Source organism: Sphingomonas sp. DMC6, from assembly GCF_056314225.1.
Genome location: NZ_JBQUYT010000003.1, coordinates 291,834 through 309,918, shown reverse-complemented (window position 1 = coordinate 309,918; position 18,085 = coordinate 291,834). Strand labels below are relative to the sequence as shown.

The 18,085-nt window shown below is 66.7% G+C and carries 14 protein-coding genes; 5 read left to right on the top strand and 9 right to left on the bottom strand.

Features of this window, described 5'->3' with window-relative positions; all coding sequences use genetic code 11:
• Positions 1-34: 34 nt before the first annotated feature.
• Entirely contained in the window at positions 35-1,654 is a 1,620-nt protein-coding gene (gene nusA / locus ACT53M_RS08735; protein ID WP_476228440.1) for a transcription termination factor NusA, read from the bottom strand.
• 6 nt (positions 1,655-1,660) lie between these two features.
• Positions 1,661-2,209 carry a ribosome maturation protein RimP gene (rimP, locus tag ACT53M_RS08730; protein ID WP_476232759.1) on the bottom strand — a complete coding sequence of 183 codons (549 nt, stop codon included), beginning with the start codon at positions 2,207-2,209 and terminating at the stop codon, positions 1,661-1,663.
• Between the two features lie 251 nt (positions 2,210-2,460).
• Between rimP and ACT53M_RS08725 the strand changes: the two genes are divergently transcribed.
• Positions 2,461-3,747 (top strand): PQQ-dependent sugar dehydrogenase, encoded by a 1,287-nt coding sequence (locus ACT53M_RS08725; protein ID WP_476232758.1) that lies wholly within the window; start codon positions 2,461-2,463, stop codon positions 3,745-3,747.
• A gap of 54 nt (positions 3,748-3,801) precedes the next feature.
• On the opposite strand, the gene ACT53M_RS08720 is transcribed toward ACT53M_RS08725, so the two are convergent.
• Both ACT53M_RS08720 and ACT53M_RS08715 read right to left on the bottom strand, forming a co-directional pair.
• Positions 3,802-4,179, bottom strand: a complete 378-nt coding sequence (locus ACT53M_RS08720; RefSeq protein ID WP_476232757.1) for a PaaI family thioesterase — start codon at positions 4,177-4,179, stop codon at positions 3,802-3,804.
• Entirely contained in the window at positions 4,176-4,628 is a 453-nt protein-coding gene (locus ACT53M_RS08715) for a PaaI family thioesterase (RefSeq protein WP_476232756.1), read from the bottom strand. The genes ACT53M_RS08720 and ACT53M_RS08715 overlap by 4 nt, the downstream gene beginning before the upstream one ends.
• Before the next feature lie 99 nt (positions 4,629-4,727).
• On the opposite strand from ACT53M_RS08715, the gene ACT53M_RS08710 reads away from it, so the two are divergent.
• From ACT53M_RS08710 to ACT53M_RS08700, 3 genes are all read left to right on the top strand, one after another.
• Complete coding sequence (locus ACT53M_RS08710; RefSeq protein WP_476232754.1) at positions 4,728-5,504, top strand: crotonase/enoyl-CoA hydratase family protein; 777 nt, start codon at positions 4,728-4,730, stop codon at positions 5,502-5,504.
• 71 nt (positions 5,505-5,575) lie between these two features.
• Positions 5,576-6,646 (top strand): chorismate synthase, encoded by a 1,071-nt coding sequence (gene aroC / locus ACT53M_RS08705; RefSeq protein WP_476232753.1) that lies wholly within the window; start codon positions 5,576-5,578, stop codon positions 6,644-6,646.
• 120 nt (positions 6,647-6,766) lie between these two features.
• Positions 6,767-7,096, top strand: a complete 330-nt coding sequence (locus ACT53M_RS08700; RefSeq protein WP_476232751.1) for a hypothetical protein — start codon at positions 6,767-6,769, stop codon at positions 7,094-7,096.
• A 56-nt stretch (positions 7,097-7,152) separates the two neighbouring features.
• Here the strand turns inward: ACT53M_RS08700 and ACT53M_RS08695 are convergent, their stop codons facing one another.
• Together ACT53M_RS08695 and ACT53M_RS08690 are read right to left on the bottom strand one after the other, a co-directional pair.
• Positions 7,153-8,442 carry an adenylosuccinate synthase gene (locus ACT53M_RS08695; protein ID WP_476232750.1) on the bottom strand — a complete coding sequence of 430 codons (1,290 nt, stop codon included), beginning with the start codon at positions 8,440-8,442 and terminating at the stop codon, positions 7,153-7,155.
• 126 nt (positions 8,443-8,568) lie between these two features.
• Positions 8,569-11,580, bottom strand: coding sequence for a PAS domain-containing protein (locus tag ACT53M_RS08690; RefSeq protein ID WP_476232749.1), 3,012 nt, complete (start codon positions 11,578-11,580; stop codon positions 8,569-8,571).
• A gap of 101 nt (positions 11,581-11,681) precedes the next feature.
• Between ACT53M_RS08690 and ACT53M_RS08685 the strand changes: the two genes are divergently transcribed.
• Entirely contained in the window at positions 11,682-12,689 is a 1,008-nt protein-coding gene (locus tag ACT53M_RS08685; protein ID WP_476232747.1) for a fumarylacetoacetate hydrolase family protein, read from the top strand.
• A gap of 22 nt (positions 12,690-12,711) precedes the next feature.
• On the opposite strand, the gene ACT53M_RS08680 is transcribed toward ACT53M_RS08685, so the two are convergent.
• From ACT53M_RS08680 to ACT53M_RS08670, 3 genes are all read right to left on the bottom strand, one after another.
• The gene (locus tag ACT53M_RS08680; RefSeq protein WP_476232746.1) at positions 12,712-13,125 is read right to left on the bottom strand and encodes a 2'-5' RNA ligase family protein; all 414 of its coding nucleotides are present in this window, start codon (positions 13,123-13,125) and stop codon (positions 12,712-12,714) included.
• Positions 13,126-13,250: 125 nt separating this feature from the next.
• On the bottom strand, positions 13,251-16,553 hold the full coding sequence (locus ACT53M_RS08675; RefSeq protein WP_476232745.1) for an error-prone DNA polymerase: 3,303 nt from the start codon (positions 16,551-16,553) through the stop codon (positions 13,251-13,253).
• Positions 16,554-16,560: 7 nt separating this feature from the next.
• A complete protein-coding gene (locus ACT53M_RS08670) occupies positions 16,561-18,078 on the bottom strand; it encodes a Y-family DNA polymerase (protein ID WP_476232744.1) in 1,518 nt (505 codons plus the stop codon).
• Positions 18,079-18,085: the final 7 nt, after the last annotated feature.

Below are 18,085 nucleotides of genomic sequence, written 5' to 3'. Positions count from 1 at the left end.
GGCGATGGCAAATGACGATGTCAGTCGGCGCGTATCATTGTTCGGAGTCCGCAATTGCGTCCTCCTCGCCCGCTTGCGCGGGTTCTTCATCGGCGAACCAATGGGCGCGAGCCGCCATGATGATCTCGTTGCCCTGTTCGTCGCTCAGGCCATATTCGGCCAGGATGCCGCCCTTGGCTTCCTTGCGCGGGGTGTCGTCGCCGCGGCGACGCGGTTCCGAGCGCTTCTTCTCGACCAGCTCGTCGGTCGCCAGATCGGCCAGGTCGTCGAGCGTCTTGATGCCCGCCTTGCCAAGCGTGACCAGCATCGCTTCGGTCAGATACGGCATGGTGGTCAGTTCGTCCGACACGCCCAGCGCGCGACGTTCCTCGCGATTGGCTTCCTCGCGGCGCTCCAGCGCTTCCTGCGCACGGTTCTGCAGTTCCTGCGCCAGGTCTTCGTCGAAGCCCTCGATCGCTGCCAGCTCGTCGAGCTCGACATAGGCGACTTCTTCCAGCGCCCCGAAACCTTCGGCGACCAGCAACTGCGCCAGCGTCTCGTCGACATCGAGTTCGTTCTGGAACATTTCCGAACGCTCGACGAATTCCTTCTGGCGCTTCTCGCTCGCATCCGCCTCGGTGAGGATGTCGATCGCCTTGCCGGTCAGCTGGCTGGCGAGGCGGACATTCTGGCCGCGACGGCCGATCGCCAGGCTGAGCTGATCGTCGGGGACGACGACTTCGATGCGGTCTTCTTCCTCGTCGATCACGACGCGGCTGACATTGGCCGGCTGCAGCGCGTTGACGACGAAGGTCGCGGTGTCCGGCGACCAGGGGATGATGTCGATCTTTTCGCCCTGCATTTCCTGCACGACGGCCTGCACGCGGCTGCCCTTCATGCCGACGCAGGCACCGACCGGGTCGATCGAACCGTCATGGCTGATCACGCCGATCTTGGCGCGGCTGCCCGGATCGCGGGCAGCGGCCTTGATTTCGATAATGCCGTCGTAGATTTCCGGCACTTCCTGCGCGAACAGCTTCTTCATGAAGTCCGGATGCGCGCGGCTGAGGAAAATCTGAGGGCCGCGATTTTCGCGGCGGACATTGAGGATGATCGAGCGGACGCGATCGCCCACACGGACCACTTCGCGCGGGATCTGCTGGTCGCGGCGGATCACGCCTTCGGCGCGGCCGAGGTCGACGACGACATGGCCGAATTCGACGCGCTTCACGACACCGGTGATGATCTCACCCATGCGGTCCTTGAATTCGTCGAACTGGCGCTCGCGCTCGGCGTCGCGGACCTTCTGGAAGATGATCTGCTTCGATGCCTGCGCCTGGATGCGGCCGAATTCGATCGGGGGCAGCGGATCGACGATGAAGTCGCCGACCTTCGCGCCCTTCTGCAGCTTTTGCGCGCCCTTCAGGTCGACCTGCTTGAAATAGTCGTCGACTGCCTCGACCACTTCGACGACGCGCCACAACCGCAGGTCGCCGGTGTTCGGGTCGAGCTTGGCGCGGATGTCGTTTTCGACGCCATAGCGGTTCTTGGCGGCGCGCTGGATCGCGTCTTCCATCGCTTCGATCACGATGGCCTTGTCGATCAGCTTTTCGCGGGCGACCGCATCGGCGATGGCAAGCAGTTCTGCCTTGTTGGCGGAAATGGCGGTGGCCATTCGGGCTTATCCTTCTACTTCGATAATCTTGTCGGCGCCCTCGACGGAGAGCGGCGCGGTGGCGGCAATCAGGCGGTCGGTCATCGTCAGCTTGGCATCCTCGATGGCCGCGAACGGCAGCGTATGCGCGGTGCCGTCCTGCGTTACGATCGTGATGCTCGCAGCCTCTGCATCGATGCCCGCGAGATCGCCCTTGAACTGTTTGCGCCCGTCCAGCTTTTCGGCGAGCGTGATGCGGGCTTCATGCCCCTTCCAGTCTGCAAAGTCGCTCAGCCGGGTCAGCGGCCGGTCGATGCCCGGCGAGCTGACTTCCAGCCGATAGGCATGATCGATCGGATCGCGGCCTTCGGCTTCCAGCCGGTCGAGCAGGTCGGAGATGCGGCGCGACAGATCGGCGCAGTCGTCGATCGTCAGCTGGCGCGTGTCGGGGCGCTCGGCCATCACCTGCAGCGTCGGATCGCTCTGTCCGCCGAACATCTTGACGCGCACCAGCGCAAAGCCAAGCGCCTTTGCTTCGGCTTCGATCTGCAGGGTCAGTTCGGCGAGTTCCGCCACGCGATTCTCCAATGGCATTCAAGCAGCTTCAGCGCCGGAACCGCGGGGGCTCCGACCTCGATCATGTTTGACGATGTCCGAGAAAGCACCTGCCATATACGCGCAGCCAGCGGCGGGAGCAAGGGGGCGTGGCAAGCGACTGGAGAAATGACAAGAAAAGCCGAAATTGCGGCAGCCCGGCCAAATGGCGGTTGCAACTCTTTGCCGAACCGGGTGGTTTCGGCGGAGCCCCTCATGCCGGAGATTCGCCCATGCCCCGCTCGCCGATGCTGATCGCGCTGGCCTTCGCCACGGCCTGTTCCTCACCCGGATCGAACGCCCAGCAGCCGGCTGCCGGCAGCCCGACCCCAGCCCCCTCGCCGATCGCGGTGCCGAGCGGTACACCGGCGCCGGTCCCTGCAGGTTTACCCTTCACTGTCACGCGCATTGCCGATTTCGATTCGCCCTTTGCCATCACCTTTCTGCCCGATGGCGCTGCGCTGGTGACGGAAAAGGCAGGCCAGTTGCAGCTTTGGCAGGCAGGCGAGACGACGCAGGCGGTGAGCGGCGTACCCAAAGTTGCCGCAGGCGGGCAGGGCGGCCTGCTGGATGTTGCGCTGGCGCCGGATTTCGCCAGCAGCAACCTGATCTATCTCACCTATTCCGAACCGCGCGCGACCGGCAGTGCGCTGGCGATGGCCCGTGCCCGCCTGACGCGCGGCAAGGCGATGGCGCCGCGGCTCGACAATGTCGAAGTGCTGTTCCGCAGCGGTGCCGATGGTCAGGGCGGTCAGTTCGGTGCAGTGATTGCCTTCGCGCCCGATGGCAAATCGCTGTTCCTGTCCTCGGGCGAGCGGCAGCGCTTTACACCGGCGCAGGATCCGAACCAGGCGCTCGGCAAGATTCTGCACCTCACGCTCGACGGCAAACCGTTCGCGGGCGATCCCGATGCCGGAAAGGCTGGTGCGCAGACGATCCAGGTGATCGATCCCGCCGCCGATACCGAGGCCGCCAAGACAGCCAAGACGCGCAGCTTCACCTTTGACGGGCCCAATCCGGCGCCAGCCTCGACCTGGAGCAGTGGCCATCGCAATCCCTATGGCCTCACTTTCGATGCGGCGGGCAATCTCTGGGAGCATGAAATGGGACCGCAGGGCGGCGACGAGCTGAACCTGATCCTGCCCGGCAAAAATTACGGCTGGCCCAATGTCTCGTTCGGCGAGAACTATAACGGCGTGCCCATCCCGAAGCCGAAAGCGGGGGACGGCTATGAAATGCCCAAGCTTTATTGGGTGCCGTCGATCTCGCCGGCCGGGCTGATCTATTACACCGGCAATGATTTTCCGCAGTGGAAGGGATCGCTGCTGATGGGCGCTTTGTCGGGGCAGGCGCTGATCCGCGTCGCGATCAGCGGCACCGATGCCCGCAAGGCCGATCAATGGAACATGGGCATGCGCATTCGCGATGTAGCGCAGGGGCCGGATGGATCGCTTTGGGTCCTCCAGGACGGCGGGCGTGGCGATGGCGGCTGGCTGATGCGGCTGAGCCCCAAGCAATAGGGACGAAAACCGCCTGATTGCGCTCCCCTCTCGCCAGCGGGAGGGGAATCCGCGCTATCGCACGATCAGGTAATTCATCCGCGCCGATGCAATCGGCCGGTCCTCCTCGTCCTGCCAGGCGATGGCGCTGACATTGGCGACGCGGTTGCCCAGCCGGGTGACGATGCCGCGGGCGCGGGTCTCCTTCTCCCGCCCGCCGCGCATGTAATCGACAGTGACATTCACGGGCTTGAAGCGCGCGCCGCCATCGGCCTCCAGTGCGCGGATCAGCGCGCCGACCGCGGCCATTTCGAGCAGCCCACCAATCGCGCCGCCGTGGAGGAAGCCCGGTCGCCCGACCACATCGTCCGAAAAGGGCATGACGAACACCGGCGCATCATCGCCCGGCTCGATGTGCAGGCCCAGCAGCTCGGCATAAGGGGGCAGTTTCACCAATAGCCCTCCGCTGCCATGAACGTTCCCGCGACATGCGCCAGCGGGTCGGCGGGGTCGCCGTCATGCGCCTGCCCCCTTACAAACGCGATCGATCGGGTAAGGCGATAGCATTCGCCGCGCCCGATCACCGTCTGGCCGGTGCGTGCCGGCCGCAGATAGTCAATGCGCAGGTCCAGCGTTGCATGTGGACGGAAGGTGCCGAGTTTCAGCCACACGGCGACGCTGGTCGCCATGTCCATCAGCGCCAGAATCGGGCCCGAGGCGAGCAAGCCGGTTTCCGCCTGCCCCATCAGATCGGCATGCCATGGCAGTTCGAGTTCCGCCCAGTCGTCGCCATGGTCGCGATAGCCTACGCCCAGCCGGCTGCCATGGTTGGCGAAGTGCAGCTTGAAGAACCTCTGCGGATCGAAGCGTGGCGGGGGTGTGGGACCGATGGTGGATGCCATGGCCCGTTGGTAGCGGCGGCGCCTTGCCCGCGCAAACACTTCGCCGCACTATCGCCGACAGGACCGGTGCCCGGCGAGGCGCGCGACAGGAGAATGCGGATGAGCGGGCGCGTGACCTGGACAATGGCGGACGGCGTGGCCGAGGTGCGGCTGGCCCGGCCGGACAAGATGAATGCGCTTGATCCCGCGATGTTTGATGGCATCATTGCCACCATCGACGCGCTGGCCGCGATGCCCGGGCTGCGCGCAGTGGTGCTGTCGGGCGAGGGGCGCGCCTTTTGCGCCGGGCTCGACATGGCGAGCATGGCCAATGCCGGCGAAGGTGCCGACCTGGCGGTGCGTACCCACGGCCTTGCCAATCGCTTTCAGCAGGTTGCCTGGGGCTGGCGCACGCTGCCGGTGCCGGTGATCGCTGCGGTGCACGGCGTGGCGTTCGGCGGGGGGCTTCAGATCGCCAGCGGCGCGGATGTGCGGATCGCCGCACCCGATACGCGCTTGTCGGTAATGGAATTGAAATGGGGCATCGTCCCCGACATGGGCGGCTTCGTGCTGTGGCGCGGGACGGTGCGCGACGATTTGCTGCGCGAACTCGCCTATACTGCGCGGGAATTCAGCGCTGCCGAAGCGCAGGCGTTCGGCTTCATCACGCGGCTGGCAGACGATCCGCTGGCCGAGGCGCAGGCACTGGCGCGAGCGATCGCTGGCCGCAATCCGGAGGCGGTGCGCGCCGCCAAGCGGCTGGCCAATCACGAAGGAGACGCCGCCGCCGTGCTGATGGCGGAAAGCGTCGAGCAGGCGGGCTTGCTGCGGACGCCAAACCAGATCGAGGCGGTGATGGCCAATATGCAGAAGCGCGCGCCGCAGTTCCGCGACTGAGCACAAGGGTTGCGGGGCGGCGCCACACCTGCGAAACGGCCCGCTTTCCCAACCAGCGGCGCGGAGGGCCGATGTCGTTCAACAGCTTCGGTCGCGTATTCCGCTTCACCACCTGGGGCGAAAGCCATGGGCCGGCGCTGGGCGCCGTGGTCGATGGCTGCCCGCCGGGCCTGAGCCTGAGCGAGGCGGACATTCAGCCCTTCCTCGACCGCCGCCGGCCGGGCCAGTCGCGCTTCACCACCCAGCGGCAGGAACCCGATCAGGTTCGCATCCTTTCCGGCGTGTTCGAGGGGCGCACCACCGGCACGCCCATTGCGCTGCATATCGACAATGTCGATCAGCGGTCGAAGGACTATTCGGACGTCGCCAAGGCGTACCGCCCCGGTCATGCCGATTATGCCTATGACCAGAAATATGGCTTTCGCGATCATCGCGGTGGCGGGCGCTCCTCGGCGCGCGAGACGGCGGCGCGGGTGGCGGCGGGCGCGGTTGCGCGGCTGGTAATCCCGGAAGTGACGATCACTGCCTGGGTCGAGGCGATCGGCGGCGACGCGATCGACTATGCCAAGTTCGATGCCGGCGAGATCGGCAACAATCCCTTTTTCTGCCCCGACCCGGGCGCTGCGTTGCGTTGGGAAGCGATAGTCGACGAAGCGCGCAAGGCGGGCTCCTCGCTGGGTGCCGTGGTGGCGTGCGAGGCAACCGGCGTGCCGGCGGGCTGGGGGGCGCCGCTCTATGCCAAGCTCGACAGCGAACTGGCCGCGGCGTGCATGTCGATCAACGCCGTGAAGGGCTTCGAGATCGGTGACGGCTTTGCCGCCGCGGCGCTACGCGGCGAGGAAAATGCCGATCCGATGCGGCCGGGCAATGACGGCGGCGTCGCGTTCCTCGCCAACCATGCGGGGGGCATTGCCGGCGGCATCGCCACCGGCCAGCCGGTCCGGATGCGCGTGGCGTTCAAGCCGACCAGCTCGATCCTGATCCCGGTGGACACAGTGACGCGCGAAGGCGAGGCGAGTGAAATCCGCACCAAGGGGCGGCACGACCCCTGTGTCGGCATTCGCGGGGTACCCGTGGTGGAAGCCATGGTGGCGCTGGTTCTTGCGGACCAAAAGCTGCTGCATCGGGCTCAGGTCGGCTGACCCCAGGCTCGCTTTACCCTCAAGTTGTTGTCTCAGCGGGATAATCCGCTGGGAGTGATTCAACCCGAACCGTGCAGGCGCGTTCAGGTCGAGCGTGTTCAACAGCAGAGGACTGCCGATATGACGCTCAAGATCCTTATTTCCGCGGCCGCGCTGGTCGCAGCGCCTGCCGCTTTCGCCCAGACCACGCCGGGCCAGACTACTCCGGGGCAGACAGCACCCGGCCAGACCACGACGGACCAGACGACGGGGCAGCATCGTCCCGGCCAGACCACCCCTGATCAGGGATCGATGACACCGGGGACGACCACGTCGACGCCCGATGCATCGACCATGACGCCCGACACCACGACCTCAACCCAGCCGACCGATCCGACGGCGGGACAGTCGGGTTCGACTGCCAGCGGCAGCGATTCGGCCGATCGTCCGAAGCGCAAGCGGCCGCACTAAGCGCTGGTCGCCCCCGCGTTGCCCGGTGCAGCGCGGGGGCGATGCTTTTTACCTGCTCAGTCGGCGAAGGGGTCGCGGACGAGAATCGTGTCTTCACGTTCCGGGCTGGTCGACACCAGCGCCACCGGACATTGAATCAGCTCTTCCACCCGCCGGATATACTTCACCGCCGCTGCCGGCAGTTCCGCCCAGCTGCGCGCGCCGGCGGTCGATTCGTGCCAGCCGGGGATCGTCTCGTAGATCGGTGCGACTGCTGCCTGATCGGCGGCATTGCTCGGATAATAATCGAGCACCTCGCCGCGCAGACGATAGCCGGTGCAGACCTGAATCTCGTCGAACCCGTCGAGCACGTCGAGCTTGGTCAGCGCGATGCCGGTGATGCCGGACACCGCGACCGACTGGCGCAGCAGCACCGCGTCAAGCCAGCCACAGCGGCGCTTGCGGCCGGTGACGGTGCCGAATTCATGCCCGCGCGTGCCCAGCCGTTCGCCGACATCATTGTCCTGCTCGCTGGGGAAGGGCCCGGAACCGACGCGGGTGGTATAGGCCTTGGCAATGCCCAGCACATAGCCGACCGCACCCGGCCCCATGCCCGAACCGCCCGCCGCCGTGCCGGCGATGGTGTTGGAGGAGGTGACGAACGGATAGGTGCCATGGTCGATGTCGAGCAGCACGCCCTGCGCGCCTTCGAACAGGATGCGGCGGCCGCGCGCCCTTGCCTCGGCCAGCATCTTCCACACCGGCTGGGCGAAGGGCAGGACGAAGCCGGCAATCTCGCGCAGCGCCTCGACCAGTGCGGCACGGTCGATCGGCGGCTGGCCGAAACCGGCGCGCAGTGCGTCATGGTGCGCGGCGAGACGATCGAGCTGCGGGCCGAGATCGTCCAGATGGGCCAGGTCGCAAACGCGGATGGCGCGGCGGCCGACCTTGTCCTCATAGGCGGGGCCGATGCCGCGGCGCGTGGTGCCGATCTTGCCCGCGCCGCTCGCATCCTCGCGCAGCCCGTCCAGATCGCGGTGGAACGGCAGGATCAGCGGGCAGGTGTCCGCAACCTTCAGCGTATCCGGCGTCACCTCGACGCCCTGTTCGCGCAGCCGGGCGATCTCGTCACGCAGTGCCCAGGGATCGAGCACCACGCCATTGCCGATCACGCTGGGCGTGCCGCGCACGATGCCCGAGGGCAACAGCGATAGCTTGTAGACCTTCTCGCCCACGACCAGCGTGTGGCCGGCATTATGCCCGCCCTGAAACCGCACGACCACATCGGCCCGCTCGGCGAGCCAGTCGACGATCTTGCCCTTGCCTTCGTCACCCCATTGGGCGCCGATCACTGCAACATTTGCCATGGATACACGTCCTCCGCCTGCCGGGGCGGACCCGGGCCGCCCTTCGACAGGACTCGGCGGCCGGGCTGAATCATCCGGGCGTGTCGCCCGAAGCCGCGGCGCGCATGGCGAACCGCAGCGCGCGCGTCAAGGCCCGGCGTGCACCGACCCGTCCAGCGCGGCCCGCACCGCCACTGCGAGGTCGGCAATATCAAAGGGCTTTGCGAGGATGGCGGCGTTCGGCTCGGCTGGCATCGGCTCGTCCGGGGCATAACCGCTGGTAAGAAGAATCTTCAGATGCGGGTGCCGCTCCGCTGCCAGTCGCGCCAGTTCGCGCCCGCTCATTTCGGGCATTATCACATCGCTGAACAACAGCGATACGGGCTGGCCACGTTCGAGCAGATGGAGCGCTTCCGGACCATCATGCGCGAACAAGACAGTATAGCCGAGCTCCCGCAATGCCTCGACCGAATAGCTGCGCACCCGGTCTTCGTCTTCCACCACCAGCACGGTTTCCCCGGCTTCGGCGCACGGCAGGTCGCGCTCGGCTTCGGGAACGGGTGGCTGCGGCACGGCGTCCGGAGTCGCGGGAAGCCAGACGCGCACCGCTGTGCCTTGCTCCGGCTGGGTATCGATTGCGACATGGCCGCCCGACTGGCGAACAAAGCCGAATACCTGGCTCAGGCCCAGCCCCGTTCCCTTGCCCACCCCCTTGGTGGTGAAGAATGGGTCAAACGCCCGCGCAGCCACATCGGGGGCCATTCCCGATCCGGTGTCGCGCACAACGATTTCGACATAATCGCCGGGCGCAATCTCGTGCGTTGCCGCTACTGTCTGGTCGAGCGTCACATTCGCCGTTTCGATCGTCAGCGTGCCGCCCTGGGGCATGGCGTCGCGACCGTTCACCGCAAGATTGAGCACGACATTTTCCAGCTGGTTGCGGTCTGCCTCCATGGGCCAGAGCTTGCGCGCCAGCCTTGTCTCGATCGTCACGCTTTCGCCCAGTGTGCGCATCAGCAGTTCGATCATGCCCTCGATCATTTCGTTGGTGTCGAGTGCGGTGGCGGCCAGCGGCTGCTGGCGCGAGAAGGCGAGCAGCCGCTGGGTCAGCGCTGCTGCCCGGGTGGCGCCGTCGCGGGCGGCAACGATATAGCGGTCGAGATCGGTACTTCCCTGTTGCAGTCGCCGTTCCAACAGGTCCAGCGCGCCGATGACCACCGCCAACATATTGTTGAAATCATGGGCGATGCCGCCGGTCAGCTGACCCACCGCCTCCATTTTCTGCGCCTGGCGCAACTGCGCCTCGGCAGACATCAGCTGTTCGGTCCGCTCGCGGACTGCAGCCTCCAGTTCCTCGCGCGAACGGGCCAGCACTTCGCGTGCGTCGACGATTTCCTGGATGTCGGTGCAGGTGCCGAACCAGCGGGTGATGCGCCCTGCCTCGTCGCGCACCGGCTGCGCGCGGCCGAGCACCCAGCGATATTCCCCGCTGTGGTGGCGCAGCCGATATTCGATGCGATATTGTTCCCCCGTCACCAGCGAGTGTTCCCACACCGCCCAGGCGCGGACCTGATCCTCCGGATGGAACATGCCGGCCCAGGCGGTACCGTCGGTACTGCCATAGGGAACGCCGGTATATTCGTACCAGCGGTCGTTATAATAATCGTGATAGCCGTCGGCGCGGGTCGCCCAGACCATCTGGTCGATCGAATTGGCGATGGCGCGGAACTTGGCCTCGCTTTCGCGCAGCGCGAGCACCGCATCGGCACGCTCGACCGAGTCCCAGCTGGTTTCGACGACGTTCTCGACGAACGCGATTTCTTCTGCCGACCATTGGCGCGGCGTCGCGCTGTTGGCGTAGAGCGTTGCAACCCATTGCCCGCCGCGTAGCAGCGGAACGCCGATTGCCGATGGCGACACCCGGCTCAACTGCGTTTCGGGGAACAGCGCTCGGGTGTCGGGCATCACCACCGTACGACCCTGCCGATAGCTTTCGACCAGCGGCCCCACCGCATCAAGCGGCATTACGCCGCTAAGTGGCGGTAGTTCGCCATTCGTCCAGCAGGGGCCGAACCGCAGCTCTTCGCCGACGACGCGATAGAAGCCGACCCGCCCCAGCCCGAGCTCGCGCCCCAGTTCGGACACCGCCAGCCGCATGATCGCGTTTGGCGTATCGAGTCCGCGCTGACGCTCGGCCAGGCTGTGCAGGAAGGATTGCGCCTGCGTCGCGCTGCGTAATTCCTCGGCGGCTTCCTCGGCGGCCTGCTCTGCCTGCTTGCGAGGGGTCAGGTCCGTGACCGCAAGGAAAAGGCCAGAGCTGCTGCCATCCCCCGCCTTGACCGGGTGAATGACGAAATCGAGCACCCGGCGCTCGGCATCGGCGTCGGGCTGCCGGCGCAGCAACACATCGCGGTTGATCGCGCGATAGGGCTCGCCCGTGCGATAGACGGTGTCGAGCACGTCGATATAGCCTTGATCGATTACCTCGGGGAGCGCATCAGCGAGTCGCTGACCCTCTACTTCCGCCCGGCCGACCAGTTCGAGATAGGCGGGGTTCGCCAACACAAAGCGATGCTCGGGCCCTTCCAGCAGCGCAATTGCCCCCGGCGCCTGCTGGAAATAGTCGCGCAGCTGTTCCAGCTCGGCCCTGCGTACCCGTTCGGCGAGCACGACGCGTGTGGTTTCGTTGCCCTGGTTGAGAATGCCGAGGACCCGGCCCTCGCCATCGCGGATCGGGGTAAAGCTGTAATTCCACCAGGTCTCCCGCGGCGCGCCATCGCGGGCCATCAGCAGCATCTGGTCATAGGTGGCAAAGCCCCGGCCGGTGGCCACCACCTGTTGCATCTGCGGGCCTACGACATCCCAGATTTCGGCCCAGACCTCGGCGCCCGGACGCCCCAGCGCCCAGGGATGCCGCTCGGCGGGAATCGGCGCCCAGGCGTCATTGTAGAGCAGCCGGAATTCCGGTCCCCAGTAAATCGCCGTCGGAAAACTCGATGCAAGCGCGACATCCACCATCCGCTGCAACGGCTCAGGCCAATGCGCGGGAAGGCCCAGCGGATGAGTCGACCAGTCGAAGTCGCGGATGCGCCCGGCCATTTCGCCGCTGTGATCCAGGAATCGGAGCGGAAAGGCCATATAGACTTCGATGATACCCACCCCGACATAAGTCAATCAGCGGTCCCAAATCCCCGGAGGGGCAGCACGGTTCCGTGGCGAATGAAACTGCGATAAGGCGGTGGCGAAGGAGATGGTGTCAAATGAAACTAGCGAGCCTCAAGCATGGCCGTGACGGCAAGCTCGTCGTCGTCTCGAACGATCTCGCCTGGTGTGCCGATGCGACGCATATCGCACCCACGCTGCAGGCCGCGCTCGACGACTGGGATCGTGTCGAGGGTGATTTGCGGAACCTCGCGACCGACCTGGAGCATGAAACCATCCCGATGATGCGCTTTCACGAGCGCCAAGCCGCAGCGCCGCTGCCGCGCGCCTATCAATGGGCGGACGGGTCGGCCTATGTGAACCATGTTGCGCTGGTGCGGCAGGCGCGTGGAGCGGAATTGCCCGACAGTTTCTGGCACGACCCGCTGATGTATCAGGGTGGATCGGACGGTTTTCTGGGCCCGCGCGACGCGATTCCGCTGAAGGACGAAAGCTGGGGCTGTGATCTGGAGGCCGAAGTGGTGGTCGTCACCGGCGACGTGCCTCTGGGTGCCAGCCGCGAAGAGGCGCTGGCGGCGGTGCGGCTTGTCGGCCTGACCAACGATGTGTCCTTGCGCAACCTGATCCCCGGCGAACTGGCCAAGGGTTTCGGCTTCTTCCAGTCCAAGCCCGCCAGCGCCTTTTCGCCGGTGTTCGTTACGCCGGATGCGCTGGGCGACTGGTGGCAGGGCGGCAAGCTCCACCGTACGCTGATGGTCGATGTGAACGGCAAGCCGTTCGGCCGGGTCGATGCGGGCGAGGACATGACCTTCGATTTCGGCACGCTGATCGCCCATGCCGCGAAGACGCGGGCGCTGGGGGCGGGAACCATCGTCGGATCGGGCACCGTATCGAACCGCGATGCCGATGGCGGGCCGGGCAAGCCGATTGGCGAGGGCGGCAAGGGTTATTGCTGCCTCGCCGAGGTGCGTACGGTCGAGACGATCCTCCGGGGCGCGGCAGAGACGCCGTTCCTGAAGGCGGGTGACACGATCCGCATTTGGGCGGAAGACGACAAGCACCACCCGATTTTCGGCGCGATCGAGCAGACGGTGGTGACGGGGTGATCTCCGGCGCGTCGGGGCGGCTTCAGAAATCGAAGCTGCCCTGGCGCGCGATGAGCGGCCAGCGACCGAGTTCGACATGTTTATGCGCGCCGACGATGCTGTGGATCAGCACGAAGTCGGTCGCGGTCCAGCAGATCGGATCGATGGTACGCGTGAACGGGGTGCCTGCGCGATAGAGCAGCGTTACGTGTGGATGGCAGGCCCAGCCTTTGCGCAACAATCCGGCTGCTGTCATGCACCGCCGCAACTGGCCGGTCAGTCCGGTGAGCGACGGAATGCGGTGTGCGGGACGAAGCGCGATCGATACTGGGCCGCCCGAAAGCTGGTCGAGCCGAATGGGAATGGGCTCCGCGACAATGCTCGGGGCGATCGAGAGGAGCGGATCGACAATGGCGAGGGGTAGCTGCGGATAATCGTTGGTGATCGCCAGGGTCATGTGAAGGCGGTCGTCGGAAACGATGCTTGAGGCCCATCCAAGCCCGTCCCGATGGCCCGCAACAAGGCTGCGCGCACAAGCGGCGATGCGAAAGGCAAAGAATAGCCGGTGCCGGATGTCGGGCATCAGTGGAAATCGTGCGATTTGATGGGGATGATATCCTCGCGCCGGGACGGCCAGCTCTCCGGCGTGCGCTGCTTCGGATAGGCATGGGCTGGATCGCTGGCGCGGGTGACCTTGCGGTCTCGCGAATCGATCGTGCCGCCATGGGTTGCCCCGTCACCGGGCATGGTCATTCGCGGCAGGTCGCGTGCGCCGACGCTGCGGAGCAGTTCGGTCATGTCGGTGATCGTCTCGGCGATCAGGTGCCGCACCTCGCCTTCGCGCTGGAGGCGCCCGCGCACCGAAATCATGGGTGCCGCGAGGATAATCGGGCGGTAGAGCGCGAAGCGCGCCGGCCAGACGATCGCATTGGCGATGCCGGTCTCATCCTCCAGCGTCAGGAAGATGCTCTTCGCGCTGCCCGGCTTCTGGCGGACGAGGACGATGCCGGCCACCTCCGCCCGGGCGCCGTCCTTCAGGGTCTTGAGGTCGCTGCACGGGCGGATGTGGCGCGCGGCGAGCGTGTCGCGCAGAAAATGGAGCGGATGCGCGCGAAGACTGAGCTGGGTGGCGCGGTAATCCTCCACTACTTCGCGGCCGGCGCTGAGCGGGGTTAGCGACACGGCGGGTTCGGCCGCCTGGATCGGTCCTTCGATACCCGCGAACAACGGCAGGGGTGTCTGGTCGAGCGCCTTGATCGCCCAGAGTGCCTGGCGGCGATCCTTGCCGAAACAGCGGAAGGCATCGGCATGGGCTAGCTTCTCCAGCGCGGCGGGGGACACGCGGGCGCGGCGCCAGACATCCTCAATCGAGGTGAAGGGCCGTTCTGCGCGGGCAGCGAGGATCGCATCGGCATCGCGGGCGGACAGGCCCTGCACCACCCGCATGCCGAGGCGGAGGGGGAGAAGGGAAGCGCTCTCCGCGCTGCGTTCCTCAAAGGACCCCAGCACCCGCGTATCCCACTCGCTGTCATTCACGCACACCGCGCGCACCTCGACCCCATGCTCGCGGGCATCGCGGACGATCTGCGCCGGCGCGTAAAAGCCCATCGGCTGCGCATTGAGCAGCGCCGCGCAGAAGATGTCGGGATGGTGGCACTTCATCCAGCTCGACGCATAGGCAATCTTGGCGAAGCTGGCCGCATGGCTCTCGGGAAAGCCATAGCTGCCGAAGCCCTCGATCTGCTTGAAGGTGCGCTCGGCAAAGTCCTGTGTGTAGCCCTTTTTGAGCATTCCGCTGATCATCTTCTCGCGGAAATGGGTGACGCCGCCGGTCAATTTGAACGTTGCCATTGCGCGGCGCAGCGCATCGGCCTCGGCGGGCTCGAAACCCGCGCCGACAATGGCGACCTTCATCGCCTGTTCCTGGAACAGCGGCACGCCGAAGGTCTTCTCCAACACGTCGCGCAGTTCCTCGCTCGGATACTCGACGGCTTCCTTCTTCTCACGCCGGCGCAGATAAGGGTGAACCATGTCTCCCTGGATCGGTCCCGGCCGCACGATCGCGACCTGGATGACGAGGTCATAGAATTCCCGTGGCTTCAGCCGCGGCAGCATCGACATCTGCGCCCGGCTCTCGATCTGGAAGGTGCCGAGCGTGTCGGCCTTCTGGATCATGGCGAACGTTGCTGGATCGTCCTCCTGCATCGCGTCCGATGCGAGCGTCAGCTTCACGCCTTTGTGCTGCTCGAGCAGGTCGAACGCCAGCCGCATGCAGCCGAGCATGCCGAGCCCGAGAATGTCGACCTTCATCAGGCCGAGCTCCTCGATATCGTCCTTCTCCCATTCGATCACCCGCCGCTCGACCATCGCCGCCGGTTCGATCGGCACGATCTCGTCGAGATTGGCCTGGGCCAGCACGAAGCCGCCGGGATGCTGCGAGCGGTGGCGCGGGGTGCCGATCAGCTGGCGGGCGAGGTCGAGCGTCAGCGCCAGCCGCGGCTCGCTGGGGTCGAGGTTGAGCGCGGCGGCATCGGCCTCGCCCACCCCTTCGTTCGACCAGCCCCAGACCTGCCCCGCCAGCCCGGCGGTGACGTCCTCGGGCAGCCCCAGCGCCTTGCCGACCTCGCGCACCGCGCCGCGCGTGCGGTAGCGGCTGACCACGGCCGTCAGTGCCGCATGGCGCGCGCCATAAGTCTCGTAGATCCACTGGATCACTTCCTCGCGCCGTTCATGCTCGAAATCGACGTCTATATCAGGGGGCTCGTCGCGATCCTCGGAAATGAACCGCTCGAACAGCAATTTGTGCTTCACTGGATCGATCGAGGTGATGCCGAGCAGGAAGCAGATCAGCGAATTGGCCGCGCTACCCCGCCCCTGGCAGAGAATCTCCTGCGCGCGGGCGAAGCGGACGATCGAATGGACGGTGAGGAAATAAGGGGCGTAGCCAAAGCGGTCGACCAGCCGCAGCTCCTTCTCCAGCAGCTCGGCATATTCCAGAGGCGGTCCCTCGGGGAATTTCGCGGCGAGCGCGTCACGGGCGAGCTTGGCCAGCGCTTCCTGCGGGCTGCGGCCGGACATCACCACTTCGTCCGGATAGCGATAGAGCTTGCCCAGCTCGCGCGGATTGAAGCTGCAGCGCTCGACCACCGCCTCCACCGCGTGCAGCGCCTCGGGCCAGGCGGCGAAGCGGCGCGCCATTTCATGCGGGGGCTTCAGGTGCCGGTCGGCGCTGCGGGCGCGGCGAAAGCCGAGATCGTCGACCGTGGTGGTGTGGCGGATTGCGGTCATCACGTCGTGCAGCATCCGCCGGTCGGGATGATGGTAGAGCACGTCGCCGGTGGCGAGCGGGGTCAGGCCATGCGCAGCTGCGGCCTGCGCCAGGCCGTGCAGCCGCACCGCCTCCTGCGGCCGGCGATGGCGGGTGAGCGCGACATGGCCCCGCTCCCCGAAAACGTCCGCCATCCAGCGCAGCGCCGCCGGGTCGCCCAGGTCCGCCATGCCGGGGACGAGTGCCGCGACCAGACCATCCGCATGCCCCGCCACATCCTCCCAATGGAGGAAGCATTGCCCCTTCTCGCCATGCTGCGCATCCGCCCGCGCCTTGCCGATGCTGAGCAGCCGGGTCAGCCGCGACCAGGCGGCGAGATCCTCGGGCCAGACCAGCACGCCGCTGCCGTCGGTCAGATCGAGCCGGCAGCCGGTGACCAGCCGCACGCCGGTCTGCTCCGCCGCCACCAGCCCGCGCACGATGCCCCCGACACTGTTGTGATCGGTGATGCCCAGCGCCGGCATGCCGTACGCCGCCGCGGCTTCGAACAGCTCGGAAGGGGCGGAGGCGCCGCGCAGGAAGGAATAATGGCTGGTGACCTGGAGCTCGCTGTACATGGACACCTCACCCGAACAGGCCGTGCAGATACCAGCTGAGGTCGCCGGTCACTGCGCGTTCGCCATCGCCCTTGCGGAACAGCCAGTAGCGGCGGCCGCGTTCGTCCTCGACGCGGAAATAGTCACGCGTGGCATGGGTCTCGGCGGCACGCTTCCACCATTCGCCATGGATGCGCTCGGGCCCGTCGGCGCGGACCACCTCGTGCCGCTCGCCCCGCCAGGTGAAACGGCGCGGTGGCTGGTCGGGCAGCTCGGCCAGGACATGGTCGATCCGCTCGGGCCGGCGGAGCAGGCGGATCGGGCGCGGCCAGTCCGGATGCCAGGGCGGCAGCGGCGCGTGGCGATCGAGCTGGCGGACATCGTCGGCCTTCATCCCCGGCGCTGCGCGCTCGGGTGGATCGAGGGGCGGCAGTGCAGCAGCCGAACGCTCGGGCACGTCGCTTTCCACCGGCCGCATCTGCCACAGCCGCGCCATGCCGATTCGCGTCGCCAGCGTGTCGATCAGCGGCGCGAGATCGGGCACGGTTTCGGCATCGAGCCGCTCGTCGACCGGCAGTGCGCCCAGCGGTTCGCTGCGCAGCAAATACAGCGTCATGGCGTCGAGGCCATAACCGGGCTCGATCTGGTCGATGCGGCGGGCGAGCAGGCGGAGGAGATGCGCCGGATCGCGGCTGGCGCGGGCGAGGCCGATGCCGATCCGCTGCGGTACCCCGTCCACCCGATCAGCGACCAGCCCGATGCGGCGGGCACCTTGCCCGGCTTCCGCCAGCGCCTCGGCGAAACGGCGGACCAGATCGCCCAGCCAATGGGCAATCGCCTCGGGGGTGGCGATCGGCTCGGCGAAGCGCTGGGTGACGGCAACCGGCTCGGGCGGCGTGACGGGGGTAATCGGCTCGGCGATTCGGCCCAGCGCCTGGTCGAGCCGTGCGGCGATCGTCGTGCCGAAGCGGCGGACCAGCGGCGCGCGGGGAAGCGCGGCGAGCTGCCCGATATTATCGATGCCCAGCCGGTGGAGCAGCGCGATTGCATCCGCGTCCAGCCGCAATGCCTCGACCGGCAGTGGAGCAAGCCAGTCTCCATGGTCGCGGGGCGGGCAGATCAGCAATGGCTCGGGGCGAAAGCGGGCGAACGCCCATGCGGCGCCGGCGGTGTCAGCGACGGCGATTCGGCTTGCGACCCCCAGCCGTTCAAGCAGGGCGTGCAGCCGGCGCAGCATCGCAGCCTCGCCGCCATGGAGATGGGCGACGCCGGTCAGGTCGAGAAACAGCATGTCGTCGCCGGCAATGGTGACGCTGGGTGACCATCGCCGGGCGAGGCTGTGCGCCAGCCGGTTGAGATCGGCGCGGTCGCCTTGCGGATCGGCAGGGTCGATGCGGAGACCGGGCACCATTGCCTGTGCCTGAGTGACTGCCATACCGACGCGGATGCCCGCCGCAATGGCGGCCGGGCAGGCGGCGGCGACTTCGCTGCGACTGCCGGTGCGGCGGGAGAGGATGCGGGGGGTATCGGCTCCACCCGCCGACACCGGGGTA